A 3,245-nucleotide genomic window follows, 5' to 3' on the forward strand; every position below is an offset into this window, starting at 1 on the left:
AAACTGCTGGTCCCCATCATGGCCTCCTTGCCTCAAATTTAGGGAGGAAGGCGTCCACAAATCTAGGGGCTATTCACCTTGACCTTGGCAAGTCTGTCATCAGCAAGCTGCTTCTGGCCTAATTCATAGCGATCGAAATCCGCGGGACTGGCAACCCAGCCGACGCCTGTGGCTGCGCCTTGCATCGGAAACGGTCCGGTGACTGTGATGACTGTAACTTTGCCGCCTAATGCTTTTGCCAGTGACAGACCGTGATCCACGCCCTTTTGTGCTAGCTCGGAGCCATCGGTGGAGATGAGGATATGGTTATACATCAGTACCCCTCGTCGTGTGTCCAGGGTGGGCAGCCAATCATTGGGGGATGAGGTGCACAAGCCGCATCTTGTCGCGGATTCTGAAATGCAGCTCTGTCCTCGGCGCAGCGAACTTCCGCGAAGAATCTTGCGGCTGTTGGAATACCTAAAGGGCGTGGTGTCGGTGAGAATTTCCCGTTAGCATATAATGTGCGGACTGCCCCAGCCACAAAATCTGGGGGTCGCCATCGACGCGGAAACTACTCGTATCTCCATGGCATCCGTCAAGTCAGGATCAAGTGTTTCAAGCACTTCTCCTGCCAGTTCCGGTTGATCCAATTGCTAAATGATGGCTCCGAGCGCATCGTTCCTTCAAATGCTACCTAGGCACCATGCACGAAGTTTCGTAGATCGACGCCTGCTTATGCGAATATCATAACAACAACCATCCCGATGACGATGAGTGCCAGCCCACTAACCAACATCGGCAGGAGCGTAGTCGGCGAAGGCGCCTCCGGCACCTGTTCATCGAGACGCTTGTTTTGTTCGTCGTCAATGTCGTCAGCCATCGGGGAACCTTGTCATCGCGTCTCCTGAGGCCGGTTCCGCTTTATGCGAATCGTCCGCATTTCCGGCAGGCGGTTGAGTGCTGATATCGCCCGTCATCGGGCTCAAGCGATGCAGCAATTTGTTGAACCGAGCCCATTCTGGTGAGTTGCGGCCGCGCAGCAGGGCGCATGCGCGCCCTGCCAGCCGACACGCGGCGTCGGCCTGACCGGCTTTGGTAAGAGCCGTCAGGCTTTCACTCAAGAGCGCGCACAATTCCGCGTCAATTTCCCCGGAACCGTTCGCCGCCCGAATGTCTGTGCCGGTGCTCACCATCCGCCGTCATCGGCAATGCCGAGATGCCGCTTTGCCTCGGTGGTCATCATTTCGGGAGACCATGGCGGCTCGTAAGTGAGCCTTACATCCGCATATTCGACGCCCTCGACAAAACTTGCGGCATCGCCCGCGCCCTCCTTGAGATAATTCGTCGCCGGGCAGCCTTTTGTCGTCGTCGTCATTTCGATGATGACGCCGCCGCCCTGTTCAATCGAAACATCGTAGACAAGTCCGAGGTCGACGATGTTGTAGCCAAGTTCCGGGTCGATCACGAGCCGCAGCGCATCCTTTACGCTCGCAACAATGCCCTGCGCCTCGGGCGTACTCGAACCGCCTGAGGCTGCGGGCCGGGCAGGGGCAAGGACAACCGGCGCGCCCGACATGAAATGCTCCATGATGATGCCGAGCAGCGGCGGCTTGAGGTGTTGCCAATCGCCGCTCTCTTTCGTCACGGTGATGGTGTCGGTGCCGAAGGACAGCGCGGCGACGCCGCTGACATTGAACAGCTTGAGCGCCAGCGGCGAGCGGGCGGCGTCGTTCCGGTCGGAGATTTCCAATGTCCCTTCCGGCAGGACCTGCCGGCCGGGCAGGAATTTCAGGCGCGCCGGGTCCGCCGTTGCTTCTGTCTGGATAAACATCGTTCGTCACTCCGCACGGATGTCGTGCAATCAGACCGCCTTGAGCAAGCGTCCGATCTCGACGCGCCATGCCTGCGGACCCCTTTCCAGATAGGTCCACGAAAATTGTTTGGGATGCTCGGCCTCAAGCTGGTAGTAGAGCGGCTTGGGATCGTGATCGTTGACCAGGACGAACGAGCCTCCCGGAGCGAGCTGGTCGACAAGCTCGAAGATCTTCTGGTGCCGCTGCGCCGGCGGCAGGCTTCGAACATCGACCTCGCTTGCAGTCGAAGTGGTTTCGGTCTGTGGCATGGTGCAATTGCTCCTTTGATGGCATTTTCGCAATCGGCTGGGCAGTGTCGCGATCGCGACCGGTCCATCGCCGCCGGAGTGCGCACATGGGGCGCACTCCGCCATACGCTTGCGCTTAAAACATATATTGTCAATACATCTTTATGTGAAGCTTGTCACAGTTTACATCGCTCATGATCCATTTTGATACCAAAGATACGTTATTTGCCGGCCCCCTTAGCTCGACTTTGTACAAAATTCCTCGGGAATTTAGATTTGCTGGTGGCGCAGCTATTCCGCGTCCGGGCCAGAATAGTGCGTTCGGCGCTCTCGTTTTCCGTCGTCTGATCCAGGTGATTCAATTCGCCGCAGTCGCCTGCCTTGCCTCTTTCGTGTGATCGGATTCGAACCTATGGATGATCGATCACAATGATTATCGCGTCGGACCGGGAGATGCCGTTCCGCACATCCTTCGCCAATGGCTGTCGCCGTTTCGTTTCTGGTTCACTACGCCCAGTTGGGACCATTTGCTGGTTCTGGTGATGGGAGCGATCTTGTCTCCGGGCAAGCGTACAGTGACTGCCTGTTTGCGGATCACCGGTCGCGGCGAGGCGACCAACTTTGCCGTCTACCATCAGCTTCTCAATCGTGCGCGTTGGAACCCGCGAACGCTGGCTTCGCGGCTGTTGTCGATTGTTGTAACCAGCCTCGTGCCTGATGGTCCCATTGTGATCGGCATGGACGACACCATCGAACGCCGATGGGGGCCGCGCATTGCTGCTCGTGGCATCTATCGCGATCCGGTGCGCTCCAGCCACGGACACTTCGTCAAAGCCAGCGGCTTGCGCTGGTTGAGCTTCATGATCCTGGCCCCGGTCCCATGGGCAAGGTGTATCAAGGCCTTGCCGGTGCTGACGTTATTGTGCCCCTCAGAGCGATACGACCAGAAGAAAGGACAAAAGCATAAACTGCTGACAGACTGGGCGCGACAGGGCCTCTTGCAGCTCTGCCGCTGGTTACCTGGACGCGATCTGATCTTCGTCGGCGACAGCAGTTTTGCTGTTCACGCATTGGCGGCGGCACTACCCGACCGGGCCACCCTCATCACACGCCTGCGCCTTGATGCCAGTCTCTTCGCTCCGCCAGATCAGCGACACGAACA

The 3,245-nt window shown here is 58.0% G+C and carries 6 protein-coding genes and 1 pseudogene; 1 reads left to right on the plus strand and 6 read right to left on the minus strand.

What is annotated here, in order from left to right; translation table 11 throughout:
- Nucleotides 1–62: 62 nt before the first annotated feature.
- The 6 genes and pseudogenes from ACX3P1_RS27815 to ACX3P1_RS27840 all read right to left on the minus strand — a co-directional run bounded on the left by ACX3P1_RS27815 (nucleotide 63) and on the right by ACX3P1_RS27840 (nucleotide 2,104).
- A complete protein-coding gene (locus ACX3P1_RS27815) occupies nucleotides 63–314 on the minus strand; it encodes a universal stress protein (protein WP_459082989.1) in 252 nt (83 codons plus the stop codon).
- Nucleotides 315–715: 401 nt separating this feature from the next.
- The gene (locus ACX3P1_RS27820) at nucleotides 716–862 is read right to left on the minus strand and encodes a hypothetical protein (RefSeq protein WP_459082991.1); all 147 of its coding nucleotides are present in this window, start codon (nucleotides 860–862) and stop codon (nucleotides 716–718) included.
- Nucleotides 855–1,175, minus strand: coding sequence for a hypothetical protein (locus ACX3P1_RS27825; protein ID WP_459082993.1), 321 nt, complete (start codon nucleotides 1,173–1,175; stop codon nucleotides 855–857). The genes ACX3P1_RS27820 and ACX3P1_RS27825 overlap by 8 nt, the downstream gene beginning before the upstream one ends.
- Complete coding sequence (locus ACX3P1_RS27830; RefSeq protein ID WP_459082999.1) at nucleotides 1,169–1,558, minus strand: metal-sulfur cluster assembly factor; 390 nt, start codon at nucleotides 1,556–1,558, stop codon at nucleotides 1,169–1,171. Before ACX3P1_RS27830 ends, ACX3P1_RS27825 begins: the two co-directional genes overlap by 7 nt.
- Before the next feature lie 51 nt (nucleotides 1,559–1,609).
- Nucleotides 1,610–1,813: pseudogene (locus ACX3P1_RS27835) on the minus strand (NifU N-terminal domain-containing protein); the annotation flags it as partial.
- Between the two features lie 30 nt (nucleotides 1,814–1,843).
- Nucleotides 1,844–2,104, minus strand: a complete 261-nt coding sequence (locus tag ACX3P1_RS27840) for a DUF2249 domain-containing protein (protein WP_459082995.1) — start codon at nucleotides 2,102–2,104, stop codon at nucleotides 1,844–1,846.
- Between the two features lie 395 nt (nucleotides 2,105–2,499).
- Here ACX3P1_RS27840 and ACX3P1_RS27845 point away from each other — a divergent pair.
- On the plus strand, nucleotides 2,500–3,245 hold a 746-nt coding region (locus ACX3P1_RS27845), incomplete at its 3' end, for a transposase (RefSeq protein WP_459082997.1).

The sequence above is a fragment of the Mesorhizobium sp. A623 genome (assembly GCF_054489405.1).

Excerpts from the sequence above, each read along its gene's own strand:
- ACX3P1_RS27825 (WP_459082993.1), bottom strand. The coding sequence starts at position 1,175 with ATGGTGAGCACCGGCACAGACATTCGGGCGGCGAACGGTTCCGGGGAA.
- ACX3P1_RS27820 (WP_459082991.1), bottom strand. The coding sequence starts at position 862 with ATGGCTGACGACATTGACGACGAACAAAACAAGCGTCTCGATGAACAG.
- ACX3P1_RS27840 (WP_459082995.1), bottom strand. The coding sequence starts at position 2,104 with ATGCCACAGACCGAAACCACTTCGACTGCAAGCGAGGTCGATGTTCGA.
- ACX3P1_RS27830 (WP_459082999.1), bottom strand. The coding sequence starts at position 1,558 with ATGTCGGGCGCGCCGGTTGTCCTTGCCCCTGCCCGGCCCGCAGCCTCA.
- ACX3P1_RS27815 (WP_459082989.1), bottom strand. The coding sequence starts at position 314 with ATGTATAACCATATCCTCATCTCCACCGATGGCTCCGAGCTAGCACAA.